The sequence below is a fragment of the Pontibacter anaerobius genome (assembly GCF_026241195.1).
GTDB lineage: Bacteria > Bacteroidota > Bacteroidia > Cytophagales > Hymenobacteraceae > Pontibacter > Pontibacter anaerobius.
Map to the genome: position 1 here is coordinate 109,550 of NZ_JAPFQO010000012.1, position 25,226 is coordinate 134,775.

The window sequence follows — 25,226 nt, forward strand, 5'->3', positions numbered from 1 at the left end:
AACTCGCATAGGCGCTCAACCCAAGGACTGGGATCAGTATCCGATAGCCAATATCTTTGCTATGCAACTTGAACAGAGCTCCCTCCCCTGTTTTTAGGGGAGGGCTGGGGTGGGGTAAAGTCCCCCTTCGAAGGGCAGGGCAGGGTTGAGGTAAACTCCCCCTGAGGGGCAGAAGTATTTGCGTCCAAAGCGTAAATGCCCTACTCCTGCTTGAGGTATACTTTAAACTCGGAGCCGACGCCCAGTTCGCTTTCAAACTTTATTTTACCGTCGCAGTTCTCCACGATTCTTTTCACGATGGCCAGGCCTACACCTGTACCTTCTACGTGGGCGTGCAGGCGCTTGAACATACCAAAGACCTTATTCTGGTCCTGCTTACGTAACCCAAGGCCGTTATCACGCACTGACAGCACGGTGTAGTTGCCCTCTATACTTGTCGTAATTACAACTTCGGGCTTTCTATCGGGAGAGCTATACTTAATGGAATTAGAAATCAGGTTATAAAATATACTCCGCAGGTTCTTTTTGGAGAATACGATCTCAGGGGCCGCAGAAAAGTTAGCTTCTATAGTCGCATCATACTTCAGAATGAGGTCTTTTATGTGCACCTTCACATCCTCCAGTATGGCTTTAAAGCTAACGTTCTCTGCCACGCCTGTCTGCTCTTCGTGCTGCACTTTGGCTACTTCGGTTAGGTCAACCAGGGTTTCTTTAAAGCGGCCGATGGCATCGGTAATCATATCCAGAATCGGTGCGACATCCTGCAGGTCTACCTCGTTCTCTTCCAGCGTCTCCTGCAGGGCGGTCATCAGGCCTTCAATGTTATTGATGGGTGCCTTCAGGTCATGAGAGGCGGTGTAGACAAAATTATCGAGGTCTTTGTTTACTTTGGTAAGCTGGCTGGTGCGCTCCTGCACGCGCTGCTCCAGCTGCTGATTCAGCTCCCTGGTCTCCCTGTTGGCATGCTCCAACTCCTTTTTTTGCTGGTAAAAACGCACAAAGGCGCCAACTTTGGCCTTCGTCACGTAGGGGTGCAGCGGCTTGAACAGGAAATCCACGGCCCCGGCCTCAAAGCCCTCAATCACGTGGGCATCCTGTTCCGAGATTGCTGTTACAAAAATAATCGGCACCTGGCGTGTTTTGGAAATATCGCGCAGGTAGCGGGCCACCTCATAGCCGTTCATACCGGGCATCTGCACATCCAGCAGCACAAGCGCAAGCTCCTCCTGCAGTGCTATTTTAAGGGCCTCCTCTCCGGAGTTTGCAAACAGGTAGGTAATGTTATCGCCTTCCTCCACCAGCAGGCTCTCCAGGCTCACCAGGTTCTCCGGCTTGTCATCCACAAGCAAGACCCTGACAGGGTGCACGTTGGTATGTATTGTTAGAGGTTTGATATCGTGATCAGTGTTCATGTAAGGAAAGCAAAAACTCCTTTATGCGCGCTACATTCATTATAGTACAGCCCCGGATACTCTCAATAGCTGCCTGTGGCATGGTGCCGACCTCGGCTTCTGAAGGATCCTGCGCAACAGCCACCCCTCCTTTCTCAAAGATATACTTTAATCCGGAACTTCCGTCCCTGCTGGCGCCACTTAGAAGTATACCCATCGTGTTTTTCCCGAAAACATCGGCTGCACTGGAAAAACTCACGTCTATAGACGGCCGAGAGTAATTCTCCAGCTCGGAATCATCGAGGGAGAAGGTATGGTCTTTTTCGAAAAGCACATGGTAGTTGGCCGGTGCCAGGTACACGTGCCCCGGCAGCAGCGGTTCCTTCTCCTCTACCTCCACGGCCTTCAAAAGTAACTTTTTTGAGAAAATCTCCTGCAGGTTGCCCTCCTGGTTGCGCAGGCGGTGCAGCACCAGCACAATCGGGATGCTGTAATCCGGGGGCAAACCTTCAAGTATGCTCAGTGAGGCCTGTATACCTCCCCACGAACCTCCCATCACGATCAGCTTGGTTAAGGGCCTCATTAGCTATTTTTACGGTATATGCGGTTACTTTTATCCAAAATGCTGTAGTTACTGCTAATTCCGGACATAGCCAGCGTCTCCTTTTTACCCAGCGCCAGGTAACCCAGGCTCACCAGGCTCTCGTCAAAAAGGCGCAGCACCCGCTCCTGCAGCTGCCGGTTAAAGTATATCAGCACGTTGCGGCACACCACCAGGTGAAACTCGTTAAAAGACGTATCGGTGGCCAGGTTGTGCGGGTAAAACACGACATTCTTCACCAGCGACGAGTCAAATTTCACGTTGCCATAGTTGCTGGTATAGTAACTCGAGAAATCGCGTTTACCGCCGGCTGCATAGTAAGAAGAAGTATAAGCTGCCATATGGGAAGCCGAAAATATCCCCTCCTTTGCCTGTCGCAGCACTTTCTGGTTAATGTCGGTTGCGTAGATCTTGGTGCGCCCCAACAGGCCTGCCTCTTCCAAAAGTATGGTCAGCGAGAAAAGCTCCTCGCCGGTAGAGCAACCCGCATCCCATATCTTGATGTATGGGTACGTGGAAAGTATAGGCAGCACGTTCTCGCGCAGCGACAGGAAGAAGGTAGGGTCACGGAACATCTCGGTCACGTTCACGGTCACCTCCTGCAGGAAGTTCTCGAAGAAGAAGCTATCCGAAAAAAGCCTTTCGCGCAGCTCATCTATACTTGCCAAGTGCTTCTGCCCCAGAAACCGCTTCACGCGCCGGTACACCGAGGCGCGCGAATACCCGCTGAAATCGTAGCCATACTGTGTATGGATCTCCTTTATCAACGCCTCTACCTCCTGCTCAAAAAGGGAGTCATGCTCAAGCTTCATACAACCATACCCGCATTAAGGTCAGCAATTTATCGGTATCAACTGGTTTAGGTATATAATCCGAAGCACCGGCCTCGATGCATTTCTCTCTGTCTTCTTTCATGGCTTTCGCGGTAAGGGCAATTATCGGGAGTTGCTTAAAACGAGAGATCTCCCTGATTCGTTTTGTCGCTTCTATGCCATCCATCTCCGGCATCATCACATCCATCAGCACCATATCAATACCACCCTCATTACCGAGCTTTTGCAAGGCTTCCTTACCATCGTAGGCAGCAAGCACCTCCATGCCGTGCAGCTCCAGCAGGCTACTCAGCGAGTAGATGTTACGCACGTCGTCATCCACCACCAGCACTTTCTTGCCGCGCAGCACCTCCTCCGGCACATGCAGCTTCATCTTAAACTCAATGCCCTGCGGCAGTTTCTGGTTCACTTTGTGCAGGAACAGCTGCACTTCATCCAGCAGGCGCAAGTAAGAATACTCATTTTTGATGATGATGGTGTTGGCGAACTCTTTCAGCCTGGCCTCTTCCTCCTCGCTCAGGTCTTTGCCGGAGTAGATGATGATCGGGATATCCGCAAGACCGGTCTGCGATTTGATCTTCTTCATCCAGTCGTAGCCCTTCATGCCCGGCAGGCCCAGATCAAGTATAATGCAGTCCACTTTCTGCTTGGCCAGCACCTGCTCCGCCTCTTCGGCAGAGTAGGCAGAGGTTGATTTTAAACCATGGGCCAGCAACAGCTCCGCCACAGCTTTATTCTCGATCTCGTTGTCCTCCACGATCAGGATATTCTCGATGGCAGAGCCCGACTTATCCAGAATAGAACTGAAGGCCTTGTTGAGCATTTCCAGCGTAACCGGTTTCGGCAGGTACTCCTCGTGCTCGGCATGCTCACCGATCACCTCCTTGTCATAGGCCGACATCACGTGCACGTTCATGTTGCGCAGCTCTTTCTCCTCGCGCACCTGCTTCAGCACGTCCCAGCCGGTCATGTCGGGCAGGTGGATGTCGAGCAGCATGGCGTCCGGATTCTCTTCCCTGGCTATCTGCAGCCCCTCTTGGCCGGTGTAGGCCTGGTGCACTTTAAAGTTCTTGGCAATGGCAAAATCAGCCAGGATGTCGCTGAAGCCCTTATCGTCCTCCACGATCAGCACCTTAACTTCCTGCTTGTCCTGGCGCTCCATGTTCAGGAACATTTTGCCAACACTTTGCCCTTTGCTTTGTGCCGGCACTTGCTCCGGGGTAGCCGGCTGCGCAGGTTTTATACTTGGAACAGGCGCTGGTGCCGGCGCAGCGGCCAGCTCAGGCTGCCTCTTCTGCGAGGTTTGCGGCACGCGAGGCAAGTATAGCGTAAAGGTACTGCCCTTGCCCGGCTCGCTCTCCAGCATCAACTCGCCCCCTAATAGATTAGCCAGTTCTTTGCTGATCGTAAGCCCAAGGCCGGTGCCCCCATACTTGCGTGTGGTAGAGGTATCGGCCTGCTGAAACGCCTCAAACACCACTTCCTGTTTCTCCTTCGGAATGCCAATGCCGGTGTCGCGCACCGAGAAGGCCAGGATATCCGATTGCTCGCGCAACTGCTCCGACTTAAACTTCGGCTTTTGCAGCACAGGCTGGATGGAGAACTCCACCTCTCCGCCTTCCTCAGTAAACTTCAGGGCGTTACCGATGAAGTTCTTCAGTATCTGCTCCAGGCGGAAGCGATCAGTCAGGATCACGTCGGAAGCGCCCGGGGTGATGCTCTCTATGAATCGGATCTGCTTCTTGGCAGCCACCTCCTTGAACAGCGGTTTCATGGAAATGTCAGCCAGTTTGAGCTCCTCCGTCTCCAGTCGCACCATGCCCGACTCGATCTTCGACAGGTCTAGTATCTCGTTAATCAGCCTGAGCAGGTCGTTGCCTGACTTGTGGATGATCTGGGCGTGGTCTATCTGTTTCGTGGAAAGCGTGTTGTCTGTGTTCTCGGAGAGCAGCCTGGAAAGTATAAGGATACTGTTGAGCGGGGTGCGCAGTTCGTGGCTCATGTTGGCCAGGAAGTCACTTTTATACTTGCTCACCGTCTCCACCTGCTGCATCTTCAGCTCGATGGCTTCGCGGGCATCCTCCAGGGCCTTGTTCTTGGCTCCAAGTGCTTCGTACTGCTCCTCCAGCAGCTGGGCTTTTTCCTCGAGTTCAGCATTCTTCTCCTGCAGTTCCTCCTGGTTCACGCGCAGCTCCTCTTCGGAGGCCTTCAGCTCCGCGTTCAGCTGGCGTAGCTCCTCCTGCTGCGTTTCCAGCTCCTCGGCCTGGTTCTGCGTTTCGTAAAGCAGCTCCTGCGTTTGCAGGTGTTGCTTTAAGGTATGGATCATCACCGCAATTCTTTCGGCAGCCGAATCCAGCAGGCGGCGCTGTACTTCTGTATATATCTGCCGTGAAGCCAGCTCCAGGGCTCCCACCAGGTTGTTGGCGAAGTATAGCGGAATGATGATCACGGAAGCAGGATTAGCTTCTGCTAAACCGGTCTTGATCTTCAGGTGTTCTCCCGGTATACTTTCCAGCACCTTCACCTTGCGCTCGCTTACAGCTTGCCCTACTTTGCCAACCCCAACCTCGAATACCGGGAGCTGCTCGCGCTTATGCGCCACACCAAAGGCGGCGGCTGGCTCCAGCTTTCCCCCGTCGTTGTGCAGGTACAGCACACCCGCCTCAGAGCCAGTGTACTCGCACAGGAAGGCGATAGCTTTGTCAGAAACCTTCTCCATCGCCGTTTCGCCGCTCACCATGCCATTGAGCTCCGAAATGCCGGTTAGTACCCAGTTGCGGTTGGCGTTTTCGGTGGTAAAGGCCTGCAGGTTGTCTTTCATGTCACGGATGGCGTGGCTCAGCACGTCCTCGTCGCTCTGCACCTTCACCTCCACATCGTAGCGCCCCTGCCCAATGGCCTGCGCCACCCTCGACAGCGATACGCTTTTATCCAGTACGCCCTTGAAGGATGTGGCCACACTCCCAATTTCATCACTACTGTTGATGTCGATCGTAACATTGGTAGCCCCGAGCCTGATGCGATCAGCAGCTACCTTGAGTTTGGTAAGCGAAGTAGAAATGAGGTTGATAATATAAATAGAAAGCGCCACCGTGAGGCCAAGTATAAAAACAAAGGCCACCGCAAGTATAACCATGTACTGCTGCTTCTGCGCCACACGGTATTTTACTTCTTCGCCAATCCTGGCCACCAGCGCTCTCTCTACTTTCCTGAGATCCTCTATATTGGTAGTAAACCGATCAAATATCACAGCAGGGTCAAGGGCATTCAGGTCTATGTCCGGATTGCTCTCAATGATCTCCATCATGGCCACCACATACTTGTAGTTTTCAGACGTGATGATATCCTCCACATCCTTTGTTGCCACCGGTCCGGCATACCTGCTGAAGTTGCTCAGCGCTCTGTTGTAATCGTTGATGTGGGAGATGATGGTGGCGTAGTCATCGTAAGAGAAGCTGTTCTCGAAGGCTACTTTTTGCAGCAAGCTCCTGACTCTGCCCAACTGAATCTTTGCCTCGGTCAGCTGTCTGAAGCTAATCAACTGCCTGCCCAGTTCTGCGTTGTCAGCGGCTGCGGCATTGTCGTCCATCCTGTCCAGCAGGCCAAAGATCAGGTTAGATGAAAACCTGCGGTAAGTTGCCAGGTCAAGCTTTTGCTGGTCCAGGTCGTTACGGTACCGCCGCTGCTCATCCAGCAGCGACAGCTCAGGCAGGTCTCTGTCATTGTTCTGCAGGAAAAGTTTCAGGTCCCGTTCGGCAGCGTCCACCCCCCTTCTGTGCACTTTGGCCTCCCGTATCATGGCACTATCGCCCACTGCGGCTGCCATTATTCGCGCCCGCTCCCGCTGGAACACGTGAACCAGGGTCGATATCTTCTCAGACTCCTCGAGCTGCAGCGCCTCCAGTTTCAGGTTTTCGTTTTCTTCAAACTCAAGCTGTATGGCCGATACTACAAAATAAACTAGCGGGATCAGTAACAGGGAAAGTAAGAGGATGAGCTTATCCCTGATCTTTAGGTTTCTTATGATGTTCATCTAACGAGCCTATCGGTTGGTACTTTTACCTAACTAATTTGCAAGTTAGTAAAACATAACGTGATTATTGCCCCCGTTCCACATTAACCACTGCCGCATGGGGGCATAAGCTAGGGGCAAGGCCCGCAGGCACAAAATGGTAAGAGGTAATATTCGGACGCAGGGAACACGCCACGGTAAGGTATGGGCAAAGTGCGTTTAGGTGCTTACCAGTCAAACATCTCCATCAGGTCTACCTGCGTAATGTATGGCTCCAGTGCTTTCTTGCTGGTAAAGCCCCGTACCAGGCTGATGTAGTCGTTTTCAGGGTTATACCAGATTTCGGCAAAAAAACTACCTAAGTCATAAAGCTCTATGCGGTAGCCTCTTCTGCCGCGGTTGGCAATGAAATTCCCGCGTGCCCAGATAATCTCTAGTCTTCCTGCCAGGGTGTGGGTGTTAAATAGGTTGAGGTTCATGTGGTAGTATACGATGTAATTCAGAAAAAGAAAGAACCTGTACAGGCTTTGTTATAGAACTACTACGAAGCAGCCCCGAAACATATGTCATACTTACGCTGGGTGCTCAAAGTCCCAGTACACTTCCAGGGTTGTGGGGCCATCCAGGTAGGCGGGAATGGGTGTATAGATAACCAGGCCGTTTTTGAAGATGCGTTTGCCAGATTTAGAATGGCGCATTGCCTGCCAAAGCAGCCGATCATGTATCTCGTTACTGACAGGGCGTTTAGCATTCACAAAAGGGCTTCCCTCCCCAAACTTAAAAACAGTGGTATACATGGCGTTGTTGTTCTGGTGATACAACATATTCTACGCAAGTTTCTATTATTTAGTATAAGTAAAACAGGGGTTAATTAACTTATGTTATGAAAGAGGCCAGTATCTTACCTGTTTCTGCATTTGCAGTGGTTCCTCCTCCAACTGGCTTGCTCCACCAGGCCAATCCCCGGCTATAAACTCTTTTACCTCTGATGATAGTGCTTCTGACATACCGTGAACGAGCTGAAACAGTAGTAGCAGCTTCATACAAATTACAGGAAGCCATACTTACATTCCTGTAAAATAGCGGCAAAGGAAAGGTATAAGGATTTTTAAGCCGGCACTAAAGCAACAAAACGTTTTTTAACTTAATTCTGCTCCGTCAGCAGCCATTTCAGGGCCGTCGGCATATCGGTAAATACCTCGTGACGGGTAGCACCGTGATGCTGGTAGTTTTTTTGAGCCCGCTGTGTAAAATCCGTAAAAGCCATGAGGCTGTTGTAGTGGTCCGGGTGGTAGACGGCAATTTTCCTGATGCCAGACTTCGCTACCATTTCAGTCCAGTCGTTCTCCACCCACTTTTGCTCCTGCTGGGTTATCACGAATATCTCCTCATCATCTATCAGCCAAATCTTTACGTTATACTTGATGGAAAAATCAAGCCCCCACAGAAAACCCTCTTTTCGCTCCTCCAGGTCTATTTGGCGTTTCCACTTAACTATTAAAAGCGAATGTGCAGCGTTATACAGCATGGCCACAAATCCATTCTGGTATACTTCTTCATACACTATCTTATCCTTTCTGGCTTCGCTCATTTAGTAAGCTTAAATTTACAAGTATAGGCAGATGCTATATACTATTAACTGCTACTATCTTTAATGGTTGGCAGATATACGAATCCAAGGATTATAATATACCTGCCAACCATTATTTTGTAGCGTATCAGAAGCCATGTTTATTACAAAATGTCAATTTCTGCACGAAGTTTGCGACTAAAATGCCTGAAGTATGCGGAAACCAATTTTAGCCTGAAAATCAACCTCATTCATTCTTCCGGGCGAAAGGGGGCATTAAGTTGTTTTTCGTATCTTGTGCTTCATTCGAATAAACACGCCTGAAAAAGGCATTTTTCATCCAATTTAAAAATCTATGCAAAAGCAAATTTTAACAGCCGGCAAGAAATCTGGCTTGCTGGCTTTGCTGGCACTGGCGAGTTGCACCTCTGTGCAAACGCAGGAGCAGTCGCAGCAGACACAGGCTGCGGTTGAGCAAAAGCAAGAGGAAACCAACCCACTGCTTAAAGAGTGGACAGGCCCTTACGGCGGCGTTCCGGCTTTCGATAAAATGAACCTGGCCGACCTGAAGCCTGCTATGGAAAAAGCCATGGCCATGAACCTGGCCGAGATCGAAGCCATCGCAAACAACCCACAGCCCGCCACTTTCGAGAATACCATTGAGGAGATGGAGAGAGCCGGCGAGGAACTTAACAGAGTGTTTACCTACTACGGCATCTGGAGCAGCAACGTATCTACGCCGGAGTTCCGCGAGATACAGGCGGAGATGGCGCCGAAGATATCTGAGTTCAGCTCCAAGATCTCTCAGAACGAGAAGCTGTTCCAGCGCATTAAAACCGTTTACGAAAACTCTAAGAAGAATCCGCTTCCGGCAGACCAGCAGCGCGTGGTGCAACTGGTGTATGAAGGCTTTGCCATGGAGGGCGCTGACCTGAGCCCGGAGGCAAAAGAGCGCTATGCAGCCATCAACAAGGAGCTTTCGTCGCTTTATACTTCGTTTTCCAACAACGTGCTGGCCGACGAAGAGAAGTATGTGGTATACCTGACCAAGGACCAGATCGGCGGTTTGCCGGAGTCGTTTGTGAAGGCAGCGGCCAAAGCGGCAGCCGACCGCGGGCAGGAAGGCAAGTATGCCATCACCAATACCCGCTCCAGCATGGACCAGTTCCTGACTTACTCTGATGAGCGTGCCCTGCGTGAGAAAGTATGGAAGAACTACTACTCCCGCGCCGACAACGGCGACGCGAACGACAACAACGAGAACATCGCCAAGATCCTGAAGCTGCGCAACGAACGCGTGAAGCTGATGGGCTACGATAATTACGCACAGTGGCGCCTGCAGAATCGCATGGCTAAAAACCCTGAGGCGGCCATGGACCTAATGCAAGCTGTTTGGCCTGCCGCCCTTGCCCGCGTGAAGGAGGAAGTGGCCGACATGCAGGCAATCGCCAACAAGACAAGCAAGACCAAGATTACCATTGAACCCTGGGATTACCGCTACTACGCCGAGAAAGTGCGCCAGCAGAAGTATGACCTGAACTCTGACGAGGTGAAGCAGTACCTGGAACTGGGCAACCTGACGCAGGCGATCTTCTTTACAGCCGGGGAGCTGTTCAACTTCAAGTTCACACCGGTGCCGGAGGGTTCTGTTCCTGTCTTCCATGAGGATGTGAAAGTATGGGAAGTGACGGATAAAACCACTGGCGAGCACATCGGCCTGTGGTACCTCGACCCTTTCGCGCGCCAGGGCAAGCGCTCCGGTGCATGGGCCACTACGTACCGCGCCTTCACTACGTTCGATGGCAAAGAGACCGTGCTGGCCTCTAACAACTCTAACTTTGTGAAGCCTGCCCCGGGCGAGCCTGTGCTGGTATCCTGGGATGATGCGGAGACGTTCTTCCACGAGTTCGGCCACGCGCTGCACTTCCTGGCATCTAACGTGAAGTACCCTACCCTGAACAGCGGCGTACGCGACTACACGGAGTTCCAGTCGCAGTTGCTGGAGCGTTGGCTGTCTACTGACAAGGTGATAAACCAGTACCTGAAGCACTATAAGACCGGAGAGCCGATGCCGAAAGAACTGGTGGCCAAAATCAAAAAGGCCTCTACCTTTAATCAGGGATTCGCGACTACTGAGTTCCTGGCTTCTGCCCTGATGGATATGCATTTCCACCTGGCTGACCCGGAAGGCCTTGACCCAGACAAATTTGAGCGTGAGACGCTGGCTAAACTGAACATGCCGAAAGAGATCGTGATGCGTCACCGTTCGCCGCACTTCGGGCACGTGTTCTCCGGGGAGGGTTACGCCACTGGCTACTACGGCTACCTGTGGGCCGATGTGCTGACCTCAGACGCAGCCGAGGCCTTTGCCGAGGCGCCAGGCGGATTCTACGACAAGGAAGTGGCCGCCAGGCTCGTGAAGTACCTGTTTGCCCCGCGCAACTCCATGGACCCAGCCGAAGCGTACCGCAAGTTCCGTGGCCGCGACGCCAAGATCGATGCGCTGATGCGTGACCGTGGATTCCCGGTACCGGAGCCGCAGTCTAAGAAGTAAACTTACTCCTGCACGCAGATTTATACTTTGCGATGCAGGCACTGAACACAAAAAACCCTGCAAACCAAATGTTTGCAGGGCTTTTTATCTTTGTATCAGATTAAAGTGCTCCTTCCGGATGCAGTTTATACTTTAGTCTCTGTATTTATCCTTGCCAAGCTGTTTTACAAGTTTGTTATAGACGCCAAGCAGCAGGAAGGATGGGGCCCATTGTCCTACAAATAATGCTTCTTCGTCTTTTCTGAGCACTTTAAGTGTAGCAGACACAGCCATGGAGCCTAACGCTGCCCACAGATACATGTCTGATGGGATTCTGGCGGTATACTCTTCTATTGCTGCGGCCACAGGACCTTCAGTTTTCTGCGGGTTCATTTTGTCAGCTTTGTTTTTCAGGTCATTCACTGATGTTTCCATAGTCTACTGTTGCTTTAATTTTTAGTTTATTACAGTACAAACGCAGCAGGCTATCTTTATGTTATGGAAAAGAGGCCTGCATCAGGCTTGTTGCCTGTTTTGCAGCCGCAGCCATATCCGGCCCTGTTCGCAGTAAAAAGCACCGTAAAAGTATAACCACAGGGCCTAAGAAAAGGCTGATCTAAAAAAACCTGTTTACACGTGTAAGCTCTTTGCGGTACTGCGTCAGCAGGCGGCTTTTGGAGATAAAACCTTTAAACTTCCCCTTTCTCACCACTGGCAACGACCACAGTTTATAGGCATCAAACTTATCCAGTACCTCTGCAGCCGTCTCATCAATCTCTACCACTGCCTCGGGCGGGTGCATCAGGTCGCGGGCCGTTACGGTATCATAGGTGGAGGTGTCGCCCAGGCGCTGCCGCAAGTCATTGAGTGTGATGATACCTTGCAGCACTCCCCGCTCATCCAGCACCTGTTGCACATCTTTGTTCGATTTGGAGAAACTCTCTACCACATCCCTGAAACTATCTTTCTCCATTACGGGTTCGTTATCTTCCTCTACCAACTGCTTTATACTTAGCTGGTTTAGCAAAATACGGTCAACGCGCAGCGCTTTGCTTTGGCCTGTGGGTTGCACCACGCTCTTGCGCAGGTTCTCCACGTAGTATTTCAGAAAGTATGACACGGCGCACACCAGCATCAGCGGCACAAACAACTGGTAGCTCTGGGTAATTTCGGCCACAAGGAAGATGGCCGTTACCGGGGCGTTCATGATGCAGGCGAAAACGCTGGCCATGCCCAAAAACATAAAGGTGGCGGGGTTTAGGCTGTAGAACGGAAAGGCCAGCACCGCCACTTTGTAAAACAGGAACCCCAAAAGACCTCCCGTAATAATAGACGGTGCAAAGTACCCCCCCTCTCCCCCGGAGTTCACACAAATGCCCGTACTTATGGGCTTCACCATTGTTATCAGGAAGAAGAAAAACAGGTTAAACCACACAGTGTTAGGCAGTACGGCCAGCGGTGAGTTCACGAAAAGCGATCGCTCCTCATTGTTAAGCAAGGCGTTTATACTTACATACCCCTCCCCGTACATGGGCGGCAGCAGAAAAATTATACTTCCCAGGGCAACGCCGCCCACCAACGCCCGCAGGTAAGCACTTTTGATCTTAGAAAATGCCAGGGCGCAGTAGCTATACGTTTTAAGCAGGTAGTTTGACATCAGCCACCCCAGAACCCCCAACAAAACCACAAGCGGAATCTGCTCATAGGCGAAATCGGTTAGTGGCACCTGGAACCGCAAATGCTCCCCCATAATGAACTCAAAGAGGATTTTTCCGGCGGCGGCGGCAACCAACAGCGGGATCAGCAGCGTGGGGGTAAACTCGGGAAGTATGGTTTCGAGGGCGAAGATGAAGCCCCCCATAGGCGCGTTATACACCGCCGAAATACCGGCCGCCACCCCGCACCCGATCAGAAGGGTACGCAGGCGGTAGCCCAGCCCCAGAAAACGCCCCACGTTAGAGCCAACCGCCGCCCCACTTGAAATAATGGCCGCCTCTACCCCCGAGCTCCCGCCAAAGCCAATGGTTAAGCCTGTGGTAATGAATTTTGAGTAGATAAGCCTTAAGCGGATGATGGAAGAGTGACTTTCGATCGCTTCTATGACATGTCGTGCGCCGCCAAAATAGGCTGTTTTACTGAAAATTGTGCGGTTGATGAACGTTACCAACAGAAAGCCCACCAAAGGCAGCAGGAAGTACAACAGCTTAGGGGCAAAGTATACCGCGTACTGCTCTATGTAAAAGATGATGGTTTTGATAAGAATTGCCGAGAGCCCGACGATCAGGCCAACCACCACGCTCAGCATAAAAGGCATAATGCGGTTATTGCTCTGCCTTCTGCGCCACTTTAAAAATGCCAGCTGGTATCGGTTTGGTCTGCTCATGTACTCCTGTTCGTACAGCCTCTGTTTTTCATCCTAAGTAAACGCCTACCAATGTAAAGCTTTTATACTTTAAACGGTATTCTTCACCATCTAAAAGGTGCTTATCGGTTCATTCCTTATCCGACAACGAAAGTTTAGGAAAATAGCTGCAAAAATGTTTTGTGTTAGACTAATAGTAAAATGCGGGTCAACTCAAGAAAATAAAGCAATGAAAGCCAATTACTGCCACGAGTAAAGAGAAAAGTGTTTAATGGCAGTTGCAGTTTTTAATGATATTCTACACACCATTAGTATTGTTGTAATGTTTTTTAACAACACTAGTTCATTAGATTGATTCTAATAAGATCAATAATGCCTAAATAACTTTATACTTGTTGATACTAATAAGACGTAATCCCATCCCCGGCCTGCCTTTGCAACGCTTTGGGATGGGATTATGAAGATTAGCCGGGTAGAAGATAAGACTCTTCAAAAGTTTGAAGCGCTTCCCTACAAAAGGAATTTTTATTTAGAAAAATCAAGTATTTTATAACGGTTGCTAGACTTAATACTTTCAATATCATCTTCCCCTTCTTAAGTGATCAATACATACACTAAAGGAAGTTGTTGTGCTATTTATTCTTATCCCATGCCTCTGTTTGTTCTGATTCTATATCGTGACTGAATATTTTTTCCATCTCCAGCGCCTCTCCTGCTTTTACCTCAAAATACGTGTAAGAATTAGCTAGACTACCCCTACTTGAAGACTTTGGTAGCATAACAAATATAAAGTATTTACCAGGTTCTATTTTCTCATCCATTCTATAGCCAACAGCCCCATAATCTGATGTTTTAAAGGAATTTGAAGTGTTATCAAGAGCGTAACCTAAGTAAACATCCGTTCCAGAAGCATCAACATCAAAATTCCTATTTTCAGCATTCCACACATAAACTGTTGCATACTGGGGTTTAACTCCGATTTTCCCAGATGAATCTTTCGTTTGCTTTTTAATGTCCAAAATGATTTGACCACGCTTTTCCGCTGGCTCAGGATCATCCTCTTTACAGGAAAAAAGCATAATAACTGGTAACATGATTAAGAATAATAAATTTTTCATACAAAACAGCTTAAGAGTATATATAATCAGATATATTACGCATATAATTAAGCAAAGATATATTTTTATTTTACACCCATTAAATATCTAATGCCATATCATAAAAGCCAATAAAATATTATAAATACCAAATATCCCCAGTGTATATCCTTTGAATTTCTATTCGCCCAACCCTATACTTTGACTTTGCCATATTAAATGATTAGATTTAGCTGAACGGGATAAACATGCCGGCCTGTAACAGGGATAACGGCAGTTCGTTCTGCATCCTAATAAGGAAGCTGGGAGGCAGATGAGTTTATCCTTTTTAAATCAATCTTTTCACCCAATCCAAAAAATCCTTTATGGTATTCATTAAGAAAGGGACTATTGCAGCCGCGTTTGTAATGGCAACGATGTGTTTCGGCAGTGCGGCTTATGCCCAGGATGCAACCGCTGCACCAGACGGAGCCGCCCAAGAGCAGACACAAGATTACTCTGAAGATGACCTCCAGAAGTTTGTAGAGGCTAACACTGCCGTTACCGAAATCCAGAAGGCAAGCCGCGACACGATGGTCGCCGTTATCGAGAAGAACAGCCTCACCTTAGATCGTTTTAATGAGCTGGCTAAGGCACACCGCTCCAAGAAGCTGGAAGAAGTGGCTGAGAACCCGGATGAGATCGCTGCTTTCAGCAACGCAGCCCAGGAGGTGGTAAAGCTACAGCCTGAAACAAAAGATAAAATTCAGAAAGCCATAGAAGAGCAGGGCCTTACGCAAGAGAAGTATGACGCCCTTATGAAGGCCTACCGGGAAAACCCGGAAGTGCAGAACCAGATCAGAAGGCTGATAGCGGAGAAGAAATAAGCTCCACTGCCATTAAGTATAAAAGGAAAAGCTCCAGATTTAAACATCCGGAGCTTTTCCTTTTATACTTGTACTTTAGAAGTATGGATTATTGCTTCACCAGCTGAATTTCGCTGTTAAGCTTTATATCGTCACCTACCACTACGCTGCCAGCCTCCGTCACGGCGCTCCAGGTTAGCCCAAAATCCTTGCGATTGATCTTTCCGGTTACGGTAAAGCCGGCTTTGGTCTGGCCATATGGGTCTACCACAATACCACCGAACTCCACGTTTACTGTTACCGGTTTGGTAGTGCCACGGATAGTGAGGTCGCCGTGCAGTTTGTACTCGTCCTCGCCTGCTTTCTCGAAGTTCTTGCCCTCATACCGTACCTGCTCATGGTTGGCCGCATCAAAGAAATCAGCTGACTTCAGGTGTGTGTCGCGCTGCTCATTGTTGGTGCTGATGGAGTCAACATCGGCAGTAAAAACGATGCGGGATGCTTTGGTAAAGTCATCCTCCTCCGTCTCCACCTCCACATTGAACTTACCGAAGTAACCGGTCACCGTGGAAATCATCAGATGCTTTACTTTAAACTGTACTTCACTGTGGGTTGGGTCTGACACCCATTTTGTTGTAGCCATAGTTATCTGTTTTAATTAAGAGATTTACACTTTAATGCGCTGTATATAGGAACGTTGTAGGAATAAGATTAACGTAGTTACAAACATTACGTTATGCGTGCCTCAACTACATGCACCATCTTTTACAGGAACACCAATTCTGAAGTACCTACATTTTATGTATATACATATAATTAACCAAAATGTTTCGCAGCCCCGGCTATACTTGGTAAACAGATTTATACTTTGCCAATTATGTTATCTTTGAAGGTTGGCTAAGCCTCGGCTGCCTTCGATCAATTTTATTTAACTCAAACAACCGTAATGAGGGTACACACGAAAGGAACACAGAGCAGCATGACGCCGGAGAAGGCGATCCAGTTCCTGAAAGAAGGAAACGAGCGCTTCGTAAATAACCTAAAGGCCAACAGAAACCTGCTGCAACAGGTAAACGAAACCTCCACCGGACAATTTCCTTTTGCCATCATTCTCAGCTGCATCGACTCCAGAACATCTGCAGAGCTGATCTTTGACCAGGGGCTGGGCGACATCTTCAGTGCCCGGGTGGCAGGCAACGTGGTGAACGAAGACATCCTCGGAAGTATGGAATTCGCTTGCAAAGTAGCTGGCTCTAAAGTAGTAGTGGTATTGGGCCATACCCGTTGCGGCGCCATATCAGGGGCCTGCGACCACGTAGAAATGGGGAACCTGACCGGACTGCTGAAAAAGATAGAGCCGGCCATTGAACGAGAGACCGCCACCACCTCCGACAGAAGCAGCAAGAACCCGGAGTTTGTGTACCGTGTAACCGAAAACAACGTGCACCTGATGATAGACCGCGTGCGGGATGAGAGTCCCATTCTGGCGGAAATGGAGCAAAAGGGCGAGTTAAGTATTATCGGCGGCATGTATAACGTGGAAACCGGCAAAGTGGACTTTTACGAGTAAGCCATCTTCACCAACAAAGTATAAAGCTGTATTTCTTCCGCAGCTTTTCGTATTTTAGGGATCTACCAAAAAAACTACACTTATGCAATACAGACGATTTGGCCGCACAGGCTGGGAAATAAGCGAAGTAGGCTACGGCATGTGGGGCATGGCCGGCTGGACGGAGTCGGATGACCGGCAGTCGGAGCACTCTCTGGATTTGGCCGTGAAGCGCGGATGCAACTTCTTCGACACGGCCTGGGGCTACGGCGAGGGCCACAGCGAAGAGTTGCTGGGCAAACTGCTCAAGCGCCACTCCGAAAAGCGATTGTACATCGCCACCAAGATTCCGCCCAAGAACTTTACCTGGCCTTCCCGGCCGGAGTTTAAGCTGGAGGATGTTTTCCCGGCGAGCCACATCGTTGAATATACCGAGAAAAGCCTGAAGAACCTGGGCGTGGAGACCATCGACCTGCAGCAGTTCCATGTGTGGGAAGACAGCTGGGCCGAGCACGAGGAGTGGCAACGCGCTGTGGAAAAGCTGAAGGCCGACGGCAAGATACAGCACATGGGCATCAGCGTAAACCGTTGGGAACCGGAAAACGTGCTGAATTCCCTGCGTACCGGCCACATCAGCGCTGTGCAGGTGATCTACAACATCTTCGACCAGGCGCCGGAGGATGAACTGTTCCCGCTCTGCGAGAAGCTGGACATCGGCATCATCGCTCGCGTTCCTTTTGACGAGGGCACCCTGACCGGCAACCTCACCAAGGACACCACTTTCCCGGAAGGCGACTGGCGCAACACCTATTTCGTGCCTGAGAACCTGAACAGCAGCGTAGACCACGCCGAAAAGCTCCGCCCATTGGTGCCGCAAGGTATGACGATGGCCGAGATGGCGCTGCGTTTCATCCTGAGCAACCCGCAGATCAGCACCACGATACCGGGCATGCGCAAAGCCAACCACGTAGAGGCCAACCTGGCCAGCAGCGATGGCAAAGGCCTGCCGAAGGAACTGGTGCAGGAACTGAAAGGCCACCGCTGGGACCGCCAGCCAACCGAGTGGTCGCAGTAAGGAGAAGCTTCAAAGTATAAAGTATAACCAGAGCCGCTGCCACTACTGCAGCGGCTTTTTTATGGCTACTTGACACATGTTATGTGTATCTTTGCCCTATCGTATTGCAAATTTAGTTTACCCCACATGAGCCTTACCAAGATCAGCAAAGCCTTTGAGGAGCTTACCCCGTACGAAATGTATGACATGCTGCGCCTGCGCAGCGAGGTTTTTGTAGTAGAGCAGAACTGCGTGTTCCTGGACATGGACAACAAAGACCAGCAGTGCCAGCACCTGCTCATTTACAAAGATGGCGAACTGGTGGCTACCTCACGGCTGGTGCCGCAGGGTGTGTCTTATCCAGGCATTATGTCCATTGGCCGCATCGTGACAAGTATGGCCGTGCGCGGTACAGGTGTGGGAAGAATTCTGGTGGATTACTCGATCGAGGAGTGCTACCGCCTTTATGGCCAAGGCCCTATCAAGATCGGTGCGCAGCTTTACGCCAAAGGGTTTTACGAGAGCTTCGGTTTTGTGCAATCCGGCCCGGTTTACGACGAGGATGGCATCGACCACATCAAGATGACGAAGGAGTAAGATTTTCCTCTTAACCGCTAAGTCGATTTCTGAAACTGCTTTGGCTAAAGTATAAATTGTCAAAGCAACAGGTATCGCCTGGGCAGGTCGCGACCTGTGCTTGCAGGTGTAAACCTAACTCCTGATCCCTTTGCTGGTGCAAGCATCCGTTAAGTCCGGAAGATGTACAAACCCACCCCTGCCCCTCCCGAGAGGGGAATCCGGGAACGATTATCATCCCCCTACCCCTCCAGAATCAAGTCCGGGATCTGCGACTTCAAAGAGGCATTTCTGGGAACGATTTCATCCCCCTACCCCCTTCAAAGGGGGACTTGGCTAGAACTCCATCAGCGGTGGCTATCGAATCTGATCCCAGTCCTTGGGTTGAGCGCCTTGTAGATTTCCGGTGACGAGCGGCAGCGAGGCATTGCGACGCAGGAGCAAAGGAAATGTACACAGCGCGATGCCCGAGGACGAGCCCTCCCGGGCCTGAGGGAGCCAAAGTAAGAAATGGAACAAGCAAGTTGTAAGGCCATGGATGAACCGTGGCTAGTATGGATAGCTTGGTTCGAGTTAAAGGAAGCAGCGGCGATGAAAGTATAGCCGTGAAAAGTAAGATCTAGAGATCAACAACAGTTATAAAGTATAGATTGGACTATGCAAAAAAGACACGGGTTCGAAAACCCGCGCCGGCTTAAAGTAAACGCCTGCTTAATGCTCCTGCCCTGTGGATACCAGCACCGAAGTATCCTCCTCCACAGCGCGGCGACTGGCGCGGAAGCGGATGGTGCGTTTGCCCAACAGCAGCAGCGTAAGCCCTACGATCGAGCAGCCTGCCATCACACTGACCATGGGTAGCGTAGAGCCGTTATGCAGTACGCTCACCGCAGCCGACATCAAACCGCCCATCGCCATCCTGAAACTCCCCAACAATGCAGCCGCACTGCCTGTGTTCTTGGTGAACGGGGCCAGAGAGAGCGCCGTGGCATTCGGGTTCAGGAGCCCCTGGCCCGTCAGGAAGATGAACAGCAGCCCGATCAGCGTAAACTTGCCGAACCAGCCATAGTAGGTACCCACCACCAGCAGTACCCCAATAGCCGTCTGGTAAAAGAGCGTGAAGTTAATTACCTGCTCGCTTTTAAACCTGTTCAGGATGACGTGGTTGAGTTGCGTGGAGCCGATCATGGCGAAGGCCAGGAAGGCGAAGATCCATCCATACTCCTGCTCACTTACACGGTAAATGTTCATGAACACGTCTGCAGAGCCGGCTATGTAGGCGAAGGGAGCCGCTGTGGCGATGCCTCCTGCCAGCGCGTAGAGCAGGAATTGCTCCTGTTTCATCACGGTCAGGAAGCCTTTCAGCACCGGCTTCGGTTTCAGGGAGATGGACGGGTCGGCCTGCCGCCCCTCCGGCAGCGCGAAGTACACGCCCAGCATGATCAGGGCGGTGATAACGGCAAGTATAACGAACACGGCATGCCAGCCAAATGCGGCCGTTACGTAGCCTCCCACCGTTGGCGCCACCATCGGCGACACGGCGATTACCAGTGTCAGCAGCGAGAAAGCTTGGGCCGTTTTATTGACCGGGAAGATATCGCGCACCAGCGCCTGGGCTGCCACCATACCCACACAGCCGCCAATGGCCTGCAGGAAACGCATGAGGATAAGCGAGTCAACGGACTCGGTGTAGGCACAGGCCAGCGAGGTAAGGACGTAAATGGCCAAACCGACGTACAAGGGGTTTTTGCGCCCGAAGCGATCCAGCAGCGGGCCGTAGAGCAGCTGCCCTACCGAGATGCCCACCAGGTAAGCCGTGAGCGAAAGCTGCACCTGCGCTATGGTAGCGTTCAGGTCAGCGGCAATGGCCGGGAAGCCGGGCAGGTACATATCAATCGAGAAAGGACTGATAGTTGCCAGCGAACCCAGGATAAGTATGATGATGAAGTATTGTCTACGCGTCATGAAGGTTTTAAAATCGCCTCAAAGTTACAACATAAATTGATCTTTGCCGCTGCTGCCTTTCCGGCCAAAGCCGATGGTGCCGCCAGCGCACAGAGGTATATAACCTTTTACTTGCCGCAATGTTTCGGAATGTTTACCTTGCCTGCCATGCATACCCCCGAGGCCCAACCCAACCCCAATATTTTACAGGCACTGGTACAGCACCGCATGCCTTTCGGCAAGTATAAAGACGTCCTGCTCTGCGACCTGCCGGTGTCATACCTGGAGTGGCTTCACAGCAAGGGTTTCCCGCCGGGTAAGCTGGGCATGCAGCTGGCCACCATTTTCGAGATCAAGACCAACGGCCTGGAATACCTCCTTACACCGCTCAGGCGCAACCGCCGCTAAGCCGTCCGCAGTCTGTTGCTCACCCCGCAATCCAGGCTGGAGGTACCCCAGAAGCCTGAAAAAAACGCGTCCCTCCTGCCCTGCTACAAAAAGCCATACTTCCCGCTACCTTAGGCCAGCAATCCAGCCCCTTCAGCTAATCGTAAGTCGCTTTACACAAAGCCGATAGCTCCTGCTTTCCTGCTCAATGGCTTCAGATAGCCAAAGCCCTCCGGTCAAAAAAAAATCATTCCGAAATAAAGGGAGGCTTTGCAAATTTTGACTAAATTCAAGAAACATATATAGTTCATACTTAAGGCTTTGGGCCTCTGCCCCAATTTATACTTTTTATTTCCTGGAATGCTGACAACGTGTTCAGCAAGGCTGGTCATCATGAACGGATATCTCTACACCCGGGGAACCGCAGGCCGGAATTGGCGAAAACTGATCAACAATCTTGCTGGCCCTTAACTACTTTTTAAAACAAACTGCACATGAACAACAGAAAAATTTTGTTTTGGTCGGTTACAGTGGCACTCGGAGGCTTCCTTTTCGGGTTTGATACCGCCGTTATCTCAGGTGCTGAGCAGGCTATACAGCAAGTATGGCAGCTCGATGTGTTTCAGCATGGCCTAACCGTTTCCATTGCCCTGGTTGGCACGGTCATCGGCGCGCTGTTCGGCGGCATTCCGTCAGACAGGTATGGCCGCAAAACCACGCTATTCTGGATCGGTGTCCTGTACCTGGTATCCGCGGCAGGATCTGCCCTGGCCACCGATTGGTATACCTTCCTGTTCTTCCGGTTTATCGGAGGGCTGGGTGTGGGTGCCTCCTCCGTTGCGGCCCCCATGTACATCAGCGAGATAGCCCCCGCCAAAAGCCGGGGCAGGATGGTCGCCATGTTTCAGTTCAACGTGGTGTTCGGCATCCTTGTCGCCTTCCTATCTAACTACCTGCTGCAGCAAGTCGGCGGCTCAGCCTGGCGCTGGATGCTGGGTGTGGAGGCTTTGCCGGCTGCCGTTTTCGTGGGGCTTGTGCTGCTGGTGCCCGAGAGTCCGCGCTGGCTCATTGTTAAGAGAGGCGCGATTGAGAAAGCAAAAGCTGTGTTGAATCAGATAGACCCGGCTACTGCTGAGGCTGAGCTGACCGCAATCGTAGAAGCCCGTGACACAGCTGCCAGCAAGGGGGCAGTGGCGGGGCTTTTTTCCAGGCAGCATCGCTTTCCGGTAATGCTGGCGGTACTATTCGCGGTATTCAACCAGGTGTCGGGTATCAACGCCATCATCTACTATGCCCCAAGAATATTCGAAATGACGGGCCTGGGCAAGGAGGCCGCGCTTCTCTCCTCGGCCGGTATCGGGCTGGTGAACCTGATCTTCACACTGGTCGGCCTTAACTTCATTGACCGCGCGGGCCGCAGAACGCTCATGCTCATCGGCTCCGTCGGCTTGATCATCACCCTAAGTATGGTTTCCTGGGCATTTTATACCGAGAGTTTCGGGTTGTTCGTGCCGCTCTGCCTGTTTGGTTATATCGCCTTCTTCGCCTTCTCGCAGGGTGCGGTTATCTGGGTGTTCATATCCGAGATCTTCCCGAACAGCGTGCGGGCAAGCGGACAGGCGCTGGGCAGCTTCACCCACTGGTTCATGGCCGCCGTTATCGCCTTTGTTTTCCCGTACATAGCCAACACACTGGGCGGAGGTAGCACCTTTCTGATCTTCGCGGTGATGATGGTGCTGCAACTCCTGTTCGTCTGGAAAATAATGCCGGAGACAAAGGGCGTCTCGCTGGAGGAGATAGGAAACAAGGTAGAGCCCCAGCCTGCTGTTGAGGCAATAGGGTATACCGAAACGCATTAGCCATGGAACAACCACAGATCATATGCTTCGGGGAGGTGCTCTGGGATATACTGCCGAGCGGCAAGATGCCCGGCGGTGCCCCCATGAACGTCGCAATCCATCTGGCTTACAACGGCTTCTCCCCTATTGTCATCAGCCGCGTAGGTAGCGACGACCTAGGTAGAGAACTGCTCAACTTCCTGGAAGAGAAGCAAGTATCGACACAGTGGATACAGACGGGTAAAACCCACTTAACAGGCATCGTAAAGGCGAATATCTCTGATAAAAACGAGGTGACCTACAAAATTGTGGAGCCTGTTGCCTGGGATTACATACAGTACGATGAGCAGGTGGCCGGGCTGGTGGCTGCCAGCGATGTCTTTATTTACGGGAGCCTGTCGGCCAGGACCCCCACCACCCGCGAAACGCTGCTGCGCTACCTGGAGCAAGCCAGATTCAAGGTAATGGACGTGAATCTGCGCCCGCCCTACTACGATGCGGAGCGCATGAAAGTATTGCTGGGCTTTGCCGATGTCGCGAAAATGAACCACCAGGAGCTGGAGGAAATCTCGGGATGGTTTAGCTGGTCGGGCAGCGAGCGGGAGCGGATGGAGGCCATAAAGCAGCATTTCGACCTGCAGCTGCTGCTCGTGACCCGGGGCGAAAATGGGGCGGCGGTACTCTCCGAGGCCGGCTACCAGGAGCATGAGGGCTACCGGGTGGAGGTGGAGGACACGATTGGCAGCGGCGATGCATTCCTGGCAACCTTCCTCAAAAACTATCTGCACCGGGAGCCCCTTGCAAAAGCCCTGCAGGAGGCATGCCTGGTAGGCGCTTATGTGGCTACGCAGAAAGGCGCCACTCCCCGCACCGACCTGGCCCAACTTACCAAGCTTCAAAACCAGCTAAAACCCTAAGCTACCGCACCCAAATGAAGTATAGCCATACAGCCATCCAAAGAAAAACAAACGGTATATCCATGAAAAAACTATACGCTATCGCAGCGCTTGGTATGCTGCTGTACAGTTGTAGCCAGCACCAGGCCGCACAGGAGAACAGCACATCGGAGGTAAGCACGTCTGCGCCCGAAAGCATGCAGGAGCCATACCGCCTGCAGTTCCACTTTACCCCGCCCACCGGCTGGATGAATGATCCGAACGGCATGGTATACCACCGTGGGGAGTACCACCTGTTTTACCAGCACAACCCCGACAGCACGGTTTGGGGGCCCATGCATTGGGGCCACGCCGTGAGCAAGGATATGATCAATTGGGAGCACCTGCCGATCGCGCTGTACCCGGACAGCCTGGGCACCATTTTCTCTGGAAGCGCGGTGGTGGATGTGCAGAACTCGTCCGGGCTGGGCACGAAAGAGAACCCACCCATGATCGCGATCTATACTTACCATAACGCCGCCCTAGAGCAAAAAGGCAGGGATGACTTCCAGACGCAGGGCATCGCGTTTAGCCTGGACAATGGCCGCAACTGGACCAAGTATAAAAATAACCCTGTACTGAAAAATCCGGGTATCCGGGACTTCCGCGACCCGAAGGTAAGCTGGTATGAAGAGGGGCAAAAATGGATCATGGCCCTGGCGGTAAAGGACCACATCAGCTTCTACTCCTCCAAAAACCTGCTCGACTGGAAGCTTGAAAGCGACTTTGGTGCCGATGTAGGCGCGCACGGCGGTGTTTGGGAGTGCCCGGACCTGTTTAAACTTCCGGTGAAAGGGACGAAGGAGGAGAAATGGGTGCTGCTCGTGAACATTAACCCCGGGGCGCCTAACGGAGGGTCCGGCACGCAATACTTTGTAGGCAATTTTGATGGGAAAAGGTTTGAGATGGACCCGCAGTTTGCGGCAAGCCTGCAAAGGAAACCGCTCGTAGCAAGCACTGTAAACGGGCAGGAAGGCATCTGGCTCGACTATGGCCGTGACAACTATGCCGGCGTAACCTGGGCCAACGTGCCGGAGCGCGACGGGCGCAGGCTGTTCCTGGGCTGGATGAGCAACTGGGACTATGCCAACGTGGTGCCTACTGAAAAGTGGAGAAGCGCCATGACCATTGCCCGCACCCTGGAGCTTGAGAACACCCCAGCAGGTTTGCGCGTGGCCTCTATGCCGGTTAAGGAACTTCAGAACCTGTATCAGCAAAGCTATACTTTTAAAACCCAACCTGTAACCAGCACCCTCTCTCTGACAGAGCAGGCGTCTTTCAGCACCCCAACCTACGACCTTCAACTGGAGCTGGAGCGTTTGTCGCCAGATGGCCAGTTTGCGATTGAGCTATCCAACGACAAGGATCAGAAGGTGCTGATCGGGTTTGACGCCACACGGGGCCAATACTACATAGACAGGAGAAAGGCGGGCAGCCATACGTTCTCTGACAACTTCGGCGGCATACACTATGCCCCGCGCCTGGCTACGGGGGCTACGTTCCCGCTGCGCTTGGTGGTGGACGTGGCTTCGGTGGAGGTCTTTGCGGATGGCGGCAAAACCGTCCTCACGGATATTTTCTTCCCGGATGAAGCATTTACTAATGTCAGGCTGATAGCTGACAAAGGGTCGTTTAACCTGGCCTCTGGCAAGATCACCAGCCTCAGGTCTATCTATGCCGCGGCGGAATAGCAGGCAGGAAG

Annotated in this window: 21 protein-coding genes; 9 read left to right on the plus strand and 12 right to left on the minus strand. The window is 51.5% G+C overall.

The window, feature by feature from the left end; translation table 11 throughout:
• Window positions 1-200: 200 nt before the first annotated feature.
• The 7 genes from OO017_RS17350 to OO017_RS17380 form a co-directional block, all read right to left on the minus strand.
• The gene (locus OO017_RS17350) at window positions 201-1,412 is read right to left on the minus strand and encodes a sensor histidine kinase (RefSeq protein WP_266053961.1); all 1,212 of its coding nucleotides are present in this window, start codon (window positions 1,410-1,412) and stop codon (window positions 201-203) included.
• A complete protein-coding gene (locus tag OO017_RS17355; protein WP_266053962.1) occupies window positions 1,402-1,974 on the minus strand; it encodes a chemotaxis protein CheB in 573 nt (190 codons plus the stop codon). The genes OO017_RS17350 and OO017_RS17355 overlap by 11 nt, the downstream gene beginning before the upstream one ends.
• Entirely contained in the window at window positions 1,974-2,804 is an 831-nt protein-coding gene (locus OO017_RS17360) for a CheR family methyltransferase (RefSeq protein WP_266053963.1), read from the minus strand. The genes OO017_RS17355 and OO017_RS17360 overlap by 1 nt, the downstream gene beginning before the upstream one ends.
• Window positions 2,794-6,858 carry a response regulator gene (locus OO017_RS17365; protein WP_266053964.1) on the minus strand — a complete coding sequence of 1,355 codons (4,065 nt, stop codon included), beginning with the start codon at window positions 6,856-6,858 and terminating at the stop codon, window positions 2,794-2,796. Before OO017_RS17365 ends, OO017_RS17360 begins: the two co-directional genes overlap by 11 nt.
• A gap of 206 nt (window positions 6,859-7,064) precedes the next feature.
• A complete protein-coding gene (locus OO017_RS17370) occupies window positions 7,065-7,316 on the minus strand; it encodes a hypothetical protein (protein ID WP_266053966.1) in 252 nt (83 codons plus the stop codon).
• A gap of 93 nt (window positions 7,317-7,409) precedes the next feature.
• The gene (locus tag OO017_RS17375; RefSeq protein WP_266053967.1) at window positions 7,410-7,661 is read right to left on the minus strand and encodes a hypothetical protein; all 252 of its coding nucleotides are present in this window, start codon (window positions 7,659-7,661) and stop codon (window positions 7,410-7,412) included.
• Window positions 7,662-7,981: 320 nt separating this feature from the next.
• Window positions 7,982-8,428, minus strand: a complete 447-nt coding sequence (locus tag OO017_RS17380) for a hypothetical protein (protein WP_266053968.1) — start codon at window positions 8,426-8,428, stop codon at window positions 7,982-7,984.
• A 334-nt stretch (window positions 8,429-8,762) separates the two neighbouring features.
• On the opposite strand from OO017_RS17380, the gene OO017_RS17385 reads away from it, so the two are divergent.
• Entirely contained in the window at window positions 8,763-10,961 is a 2,199-nt protein-coding gene (locus OO017_RS17385; protein WP_266053969.1) for a M3 family metallopeptidase, read from the plus strand.
• A 132-nt stretch (window positions 10,962-11,093) separates the two neighbouring features.
• On the opposite strand, the gene OO017_RS17390 is transcribed toward OO017_RS17385, so the two are convergent.
• The 3 genes from OO017_RS17390 to OO017_RS17400 form a co-directional block, all read right to left on the minus strand.
• Window positions 11,094-11,375, minus strand: coding sequence for a hypothetical protein (locus tag OO017_RS17390; RefSeq protein WP_266053970.1), 282 nt, complete (start codon window positions 11,373-11,375; stop codon window positions 11,094-11,096).
• 181 nt (window positions 11,376-11,556) lie between these two features.
• Window positions 11,557-13,323 carry a chloride channel protein gene (locus OO017_RS17395; protein ID WP_266053971.1) on the minus strand — a complete coding sequence of 589 codons (1,767 nt, stop codon included), beginning with the start codon at window positions 13,321-13,323 and terminating at the stop codon, window positions 11,557-11,559.
• A 611-nt stretch (window positions 13,324-13,934) separates the two neighbouring features.
• Window positions 13,935-14,420, minus strand: coding sequence for a hypothetical protein (locus OO017_RS17400; protein WP_266053972.1), 486 nt, complete (start codon window positions 14,418-14,420; stop codon window positions 13,935-13,937).
• Between the two features lie 344 nt (window positions 14,421-14,764).
• On the opposite strand from OO017_RS17400, the gene OO017_RS17405 reads away from it, so the two are divergent.
• Window positions 14,765-15,265, plus strand: coding sequence for a DUF4168 domain-containing protein (locus OO017_RS17405; RefSeq protein ID WP_266053973.1), 501 nt, complete (start codon window positions 14,765-14,767; stop codon window positions 15,263-15,265).
• An 88-nt stretch (window positions 15,266-15,353) separates the two neighbouring features.
• On the opposite strand, the gene OO017_RS17410 is transcribed toward OO017_RS17405, so the two are convergent.
• Window positions 15,354-15,887 (minus strand): YceI family protein, encoded by a 534-nt coding sequence (locus OO017_RS17410; RefSeq protein WP_266053974.1) that lies wholly within the window; start codon window positions 15,885-15,887, stop codon window positions 15,354-15,356.
• Between the two features lie 303 nt (window positions 15,888-16,190).
• On the opposite strand from OO017_RS17410, the gene OO017_RS17415 reads away from it, so the two are divergent.
• The 3 genes from OO017_RS17415 to OO017_RS17425 all read left to right on the plus strand — a co-directional run bounded on the left by OO017_RS17415 (window position 16,191) and on the right by OO017_RS17425 (window position 18,444).
• On the plus strand, window positions 16,191-16,814 hold the full coding sequence (locus OO017_RS17415) for a carbonic anhydrase family protein (protein ID WP_439651321.1): 624 nt from the start codon (window positions 16,191-16,193) through the stop codon (window positions 16,812-16,814).
• Window positions 16,815-16,896: 82 nt separating this feature from the next.
• Entirely contained in the window at window positions 16,897-17,868 is a 972-nt protein-coding gene (locus tag OO017_RS17420) for an aldo/keto reductase (RefSeq protein ID WP_266053975.1), read from the plus strand.
• A gap of 126 nt (window positions 17,869-17,994) precedes the next feature.
• On the plus strand, window positions 17,995-18,444 hold the full coding sequence (locus OO017_RS17425) for a GNAT family N-acetyltransferase (protein WP_266053976.1): 450 nt from the start codon (window positions 17,995-17,997) through the stop codon (window positions 18,442-18,444).
• Window positions 18,445-19,134: 690 nt separating this feature from the next.
• Here OO017_RS17425 and OO017_RS17430 read toward each other — a convergent pair.
• A complete protein-coding gene (locus tag OO017_RS17430; RefSeq protein WP_266053977.1) occupies window positions 19,135-20,385 on the minus strand; it encodes a multidrug effflux MFS transporter in 1,251 nt (416 codons plus the stop codon).
• 147 nt (window positions 20,386-20,532) lie between these two features.
• Here OO017_RS17430 and OO017_RS17435 point away from each other — a divergent pair, with 147 nt between their 5' ends.
• The 4 genes from OO017_RS17435 (at window position 20,533) to OO017_RS17450 (ending at window position 25,215) form a co-directional block, all read left to right on the plus strand.
• The gene (locus tag OO017_RS17435; RefSeq protein ID WP_266053978.1) at window positions 20,533-20,772 is read left to right on the plus strand and encodes a DUF3820 family protein; all 240 of its coding nucleotides are present in this window, start codon (window positions 20,533-20,535) and stop codon (window positions 20,770-20,772) included.
• A gap of 473 nt (window positions 20,773-21,245) precedes the next feature.
• Window positions 21,246-22,610: a sugar porter family MFS transporter gene (locus OO017_RS17440; RefSeq protein WP_266053979.1), complete on the plus strand. Its 1,365-nt coding sequence runs from the start codon at window positions 21,246-21,248 to the stop codon at window positions 22,608-22,610.
• A 2-nt stretch (window positions 22,611-22,612) separates the two neighbouring features.
• The gene (locus OO017_RS17445) at window positions 22,613-23,506 is read left to right on the plus strand and encodes a carbohydrate kinase family protein (RefSeq protein ID WP_266053980.1); all 894 of its coding nucleotides are present in this window, start codon (window positions 22,613-22,615) and stop codon (window positions 23,504-23,506) included.
• Between the two features lie 62 nt (window positions 23,507-23,568).
• Complete coding sequence (locus OO017_RS17450) at window positions 23,569-25,215, plus strand: glycoside hydrolase family 32 protein (protein WP_266053981.1); 1,647 nt, start codon at window positions 23,569-23,571, stop codon at window positions 25,213-25,215.
• Window positions 25,216-25,226 lie beyond the last annotated feature (11 nt).

Bases quoted from the DNA above. Each gene is read 5' to 3' on its own strand.
- OO017_RS17350 (WP_266053961.1), bottom strand. From the start codon at position 1,412: ATGAACACTGATCACGATATCAAACCTCTAACAATACATACCAACGTG.
- OO017_RS17355 (WP_266053962.1), bottom strand. From the start codon at position 1,974: ATGAGGCCCTTAACCAAGCTGATCGTGATGGGAGGTTCGTGGGGAGGT.
- OO017_RS17360 (WP_266053963.1), bottom strand. From the start codon at position 2,804: ATGAAGCTTGAGCATGACTCCCTTTTTGAGCAGGAGGTAGAGGCGTTG.
- OO017_RS17365 (WP_266053964.1), bottom strand. From the start codon at position 6,858: ATGAACATCATAAGAAACCTAAAGATCAGGGATAAGCTCATCCTCTTA.
- OO017_RS17370 (WP_266053966.1), bottom strand. From the start codon at position 7,316: ATGAACCTCAACCTATTTAACACCCACACCCTGGCAGGAAGACTAGAG.
- OO017_RS17375 (WP_266053967.1), bottom strand. From the start codon at position 7,661: ATGTTGTATCACCAGAACAACAACGCCATGTATACCACTGTTTTTAAG.
- OO017_RS17380 (WP_266053968.1), bottom strand. From the start codon at position 8,428: ATGAGCGAAGCCAGAAAGGATAAGATAGTGTATGAAGAAGTATACCAG.
- OO017_RS17385 (WP_266053969.1), top strand. From the start codon at position 8,763: ATGCAAAAGCAAATTTTAACAGCCGGCAAGAAATCTGGCTTGCTGGCT.
- OO017_RS17390 (WP_266053970.1), bottom strand. From the start codon at position 11,375: ATGGAAACATCAGTGAATGACCTGAAAAACAAAGCTGACAAAATGAAC.
- OO017_RS17395 (WP_266053971.1), bottom strand. From the start codon at position 13,323: ATGAGCAGACCAAACCGATACCAGCTGGCATTTTTAAAGTGGCGCAGA.
- OO017_RS17400 (WP_266053972.1), bottom strand. From the start codon at position 14,420: ATGAAAAATTTATTATTCTTAATCATGTTACCAGTTATTATGCTTTTT.
- OO017_RS17405 (WP_266053973.1), top strand. From the start codon at position 14,765: ATGGTATTCATTAAGAAAGGGACTATTGCAGCCGCGTTTGTAATGGCA.
- OO017_RS17410 (WP_266053974.1), bottom strand. From the start codon at position 15,887: ATGGCTACAACAAAATGGGTGTCAGACCCAACCCACAGTGAAGTACAG.
- OO017_RS17415 (WP_439651321.1), top strand. From the start codon at position 16,191: ATGAGGGTACACACGAAAGGAACACAGAGCAGCATGACGCCGGAGAAG.
- OO017_RS17420 (WP_266053975.1), top strand. From the start codon at position 16,897: ATGCAATACAGACGATTTGGCCGCACAGGCTGGGAAATAAGCGAAGTA.
- OO017_RS17425 (WP_266053976.1), top strand. From the start codon at position 17,995: ATGAGCCTTACCAAGATCAGCAAAGCCTTTGAGGAGCTTACCCCGTAC.
- OO017_RS17430 (WP_266053977.1), bottom strand. From the start codon at position 20,385: ATGACGCGTAGACAATACTTCATCATCATACTTATCCTGGGTTCGCTG.
- OO017_RS17435 (WP_266053978.1), top strand. From the start codon at position 20,533: ATGCATACCCCCGAGGCCCAACCCAACCCCAATATTTTACAGGCACTG.
- OO017_RS17440 (WP_266053979.1), top strand. From the start codon at position 21,246: ATGAACAACAGAAAAATTTTGTTTTGGTCGGTTACAGTGGCACTCGGA.
- OO017_RS17445 (WP_266053980.1), top strand. From the start codon at position 22,613: ATGGAACAACCACAGATCATATGCTTCGGGGAGGTGCTCTGGGATATA.
- OO017_RS17450 (WP_266053981.1), top strand. From the start codon at position 23,569: ATGAAAAAACTATACGCTATCGCAGCGCTTGGTATGCTGCTGTACAGT.